A 3,559-nucleotide genomic window follows, 5' to 3' on the forward strand; every position below is an offset into this window, starting at 1 on the left:
GGCGAGGCCGCTGATCGCCTGCTGTTGTTCGGCGGCCCAGGCGCGGTAGGCGGGGCCGGCGTTGCCGCCCCAGCCGGCGACGTCGTCGCGGACGGCGCGGGTCAGCGCGGCTGCTTCCTCGCGGAGCGAACCGGCGACGTTGCGCCAGGTCTGGGCGTGTGCGGTGATCTGCGCCGGGTCGCCGGCGAGCCAGTCGAGCGCTTCACTGAGCGGCTTGACGTGCTCGATGAGCCAGGCGATCCCGTACTGGAGCAAGGCGCCGACCGGGTCGGAGACGAAGGCGAGGGCATCGAGGCCGGCACTGACGACACCGAGACTGCCGTCGATCCAACTGCCGCTGCGGACGCCCTGCGCGATGAGGTCGATGTCCTCGCAGATCCACACACCCGCCCACGCGCTGGGCGGGGTGTCCGCTGCGGCCGCGACGAGCGGGTTGGACGTCACGGGCGCTGCCGCACCCCATCGAGCAGGTGCTTCGCGTGGGCGTCGGAGTGTCGGTAGCGGTCCGCGCCGGTCCGCAGCCTCCCGGCGGTGTCCCGCACCGACCCGGCGGCGGACCCGATCCCGTCGACAAGGGTGCGTTGCAGGCCGTCGAGCAGCATCGGCATCATCGCGCAAAGCTGCCCGTACGCGACACCGCCCAGCCGGACGTGCTGGCCCGACTGCTGGGCGGTGTCGAGGCTGCCGGCGCAGCGATCGAGGCGTGCGGCGTGGGCGGTCAGGTCGTCCGGGTCGACCTGGATGCCGTCACCGGCGGGCATCGCTCGGCCCCTGGTCGTGGCCCAGCCGACTGCGGTACGAGTCGATGATGGCCCGGGCGCTCGGGTCATCGCCGAGGGACTCCGCGGTTACTTCAGCGACCTGCCGCAGCAGGTCGGTACGCGCGGCTCTCGTGGTGTCGAGGATCTGCTGGGCGGTGCGCGCCGCGGATTGTTGCCGGGTGCGCTCGTCGAGCCGTAGGTCGATCAGCAGGCCAGCCGAGTCGACGGTGACGTCAATCATCCGGTCGGCGCTGCGGGCGCTGCCGGTCAGCTCCTGCATCCTCGCCGACAGCGTCTTCGCCCGTTCCGCCCGTTCGGCGAGCGACGACTCCCACTCGTCGAGCCGGCGTCCCGCCGCGTCGAGCGCAGCGTCGTCCGCCCACATGCTGACCCTCCCCAGGGGACCACCGCCGGCCGCCGCCGGCGAGATCACCGGTACGCTACCAACCGGTGGCGCTGTGTGCATGCCCGGATATTGGGCGGCGTCCTCGTGCGAGTCGCTCCGGACGTCACTTCTTTTTGGCGACGGCCTCGCGCCAGAGCAGACCTGCGATGCTCGGCCGGACCTCGGTGGTGATCACCGCCATCGCCCGCTGGACGAACCGGTCGTCGGTCAACTGCGCCAGCATGCTCGCCGCCAGGTCCGCGCGTGCCGTGAACAGGCCGTCCGCGACGTTCTCCGCCACCTCGTAGCGCGTCGCGGTGGGGTGGTCGAACAGGCCGGACGGGCGGGCGATTGTCCAGTCCAGGTCGCTTTCGCGTACGAGCGACTCCATCCGGCGCATGTCCTCGTGGGCGGTACGGCCCACCCGGCGGTTGAACAGTGGATCCAGCACGTTGTTGAAGAAGAACTCGCCGGTCGGCCGCCAGGTCGGGTCCAGGACGCTGGAGCTGACCGTGACGAGCCGCTGCACGCCGTGGCGATGCATCGCCGCGATGATGTGCGCGTTGCCCCGCGAGTACACGGTGATCGGTTTCGGGGTGAGCGGCACGCCCAGGCTGGACAGGACGGCGTCGCTGCCGGCGACGACCCGGTCGACCGCGTCGGGGTCCGCGACGTCGGCGCCGACGACGGTGAGGCCGGCCCGAGGCCGGACGGCGTGGGGGCGGCGGGTGACCGCGACGACCTCGTGGCCGGCGGCCAGGGCCTGCTCGGTTATCTGGCGGCCGGTGGGTCCGGTGGCGCCGAAGACGACGGTACGCATGGGTGCACTCCTCGTTGCTGTGGTGACGGTGTTGACCGTGCCACCGCAGGAGCGCATTATTCAACCGTGTTGAATAAAACGCGGGGTCGGCCCCGCGGCAATCCCGATACCCGGGCCCGCATCGCGGAGGCCGCCCGCGACCTGTTCCGCGAGCACGGTTACCCGGGTACGACAGTGCGGGCGGTCGCCGCCGCCGCGGGGGTCGACCCGGCGCTCATCAGCTATCACTTCGGCTCCAAGCAGGGCCTCTTCAGCCAGTCGCTGAACCTGCTCTGCGTCGACCCCACCGCTCTGGACCAGGCTCTGCGGGGCGACCAGGCCGGCCTGGCCGACCGCCTGCTCGACTCGGTCACCGGTCTGTGGGACGCCACAGTCCCCGCCGAGAACCGGATGGCGGTGCGGGACGACGACACGATGCGCGCCCTGCGTGACTACCTGGACGGTGAGCTGCGCCTCCGCATCGCTGAATTTCTCGGCGGCCCCGACGCGACCGAACGCGCCACCGCCGCCGTCGGCGTACTCGGAGGGTTGATCTTCACGCGGTACCTGAACCCGATCCGTTCGATCGGCGCACTGTCCCCGGCCGACGTCCGGCGCGTCTTCGGTCCGGCGCTGCGGGCGGCCCTGCACGCCCGGCCCCGCCGGCCCTGACCCGCCGCGCACGACGTACGCTCCGGGCCGCGGACACGAGTGAGGTGTTGTCATGGCGTTCACCACCCGGCCGACCCTGCAGGGAACCTTCGGCATGGTGTCGTCGACGCACTGGCTCGCCAGCCAGTCCGCGATGGGGGTCCTGGAACGCGGCGGCAACGCCTTCGACGCCGCGGTGACCGCCGGGTTCGTCCTGCACGTGGTTGAGCCCCACCTGAACGGCCCGGGGGGCGAGGTGCCGGCCATCGTGACGACCGCCCAGGATCCTCGCCCGAAGGTGCTGTGCGGGCAGGGCCCGGCGCCGGCCGCCGCGACCATCGCCCACTTCCGGTCCCTCGGCATGGATCTCATTCCGGGCGCCGGCCCGCTCGCGGCGGCCGTGCCCGGCGCGGTGGACGCGTGGCTCCTGCTGCTGCGCGAGCACGGCACGTTCGCGCTCGCCGACGTGCTGGAGCCGGCGATCGGCTACGCCGCCGCCGGCCACCCCCTGGTGGGCAGGGTCGGTGAGACCGTCGCGGCCGTGCGGTCGCTGTTCGAGGAGCACTGGCCGACGTCCGCCCAGCTCTGGCTGCGCGACGGCCGGCCACCGGCGGCGGGGGAGAGGTTCGCCAACCCGGCGTACGCGCGCACCCTGCGCCGACTCGTCGAGGCCGGGCAGGCGGCCGGCGCCGACCGGGAGGCGCAGATCGAGGCCGCGCGCCGAGCCTGGGGTACGGGCTTCGTGGCCGAGGCGATCGACGAGTTCAGTCGGCGGCCGTTCCGCGACTCCAGTGGACGCGCGCACGCCGGGCTGGTCACCGGCGACGACCTGGCCGCGTACTCGGCGACCTGGGAGGCCCCGGCGACCCTCGACTGGCAGGGCTACTCGGTGGCGAAGACCGGGTTCTGGGGCCAGGGGCCCGTGCTGCTCCAGGCGCTGGCCGTCCTCGACGCGCTCGACGA

General features: G+C 72.8%; 5 protein-coding genes and 1 pseudogene. 2 read left to right on the forward strand and 4 right to left on the reverse strand.

What is annotated here, in order from left to right:
* From AB0J68_RS29350 to AB0J68_RS29365, 4 genes and pseudogenes are all read right to left on the reverse strand, one after another.
* A pseudogene (locus AB0J68_RS29350) lies at positions 1–444 on the reverse strand (WXG100 family type VII secretion target); the annotation flags it as partial.
* A complete protein-coding gene (locus tag AB0J68_RS29355) occupies positions 441–761 on the reverse strand; it encodes a type VII secretion target (protein WP_363941789.1) in 321 nt (106 codons plus the stop codon). The pseudogene AB0J68_RS29350 and the gene AB0J68_RS29355, both read right to left, overlap by 4 nt.
* Positions 748–1,146, reverse strand: a complete 399-nt coding sequence (locus AB0J68_RS29360; RefSeq protein ID WP_363941791.1) for a YbaB/EbfC family DNA-binding protein — start codon at positions 1,144–1,146, stop codon at positions 748–750. The genes AB0J68_RS29355 and AB0J68_RS29360 overlap by 14 nt, the downstream gene beginning before the upstream one ends.
* A 124-nt stretch (positions 1,147–1,270) precedes the next feature.
* Positions 1,271–1,966: an NAD(P)H-binding protein gene (locus AB0J68_RS29365; RefSeq protein WP_363941793.1), complete on the reverse strand. Its 696-nt coding sequence runs from the start codon at positions 1,964–1,966 to the stop codon at positions 1,271–1,273.
* A gap of 66 nt (positions 1,967–2,032) precedes the next feature.
* On the opposite strand from AB0J68_RS29365, the gene AB0J68_RS29370 reads away from it, so the two are divergent.
* Positions 2,033–2,617 carry a TetR family transcriptional regulator gene (locus AB0J68_RS29370; RefSeq protein ID WP_355066263.1) on the forward strand — a complete coding sequence of 195 codons (585 nt, stop codon included), beginning with the start codon at positions 2,033–2,035 and terminating at the stop codon, positions 2,615–2,617.
* A 52-nt stretch (positions 2,618–2,669) separates the two neighbouring features.
* The coding region (locus AB0J68_RS29375; protein ID WP_363941795.1) for a gamma-glutamyltransferase at positions 2,670–3,559 on the forward strand (890 nt) is incomplete at its 3' end.

Origin of the sequence: Micromonospora sp. NPDC049580 (assembly GCF_040675595.1) — a bacterium.
In the GTDB taxonomy this organism is placed as follows: domain Bacteria; phylum Actinomycetota; class Actinomycetes; order Mycobacteriales; family Micromonosporaceae; genus Micromonospora.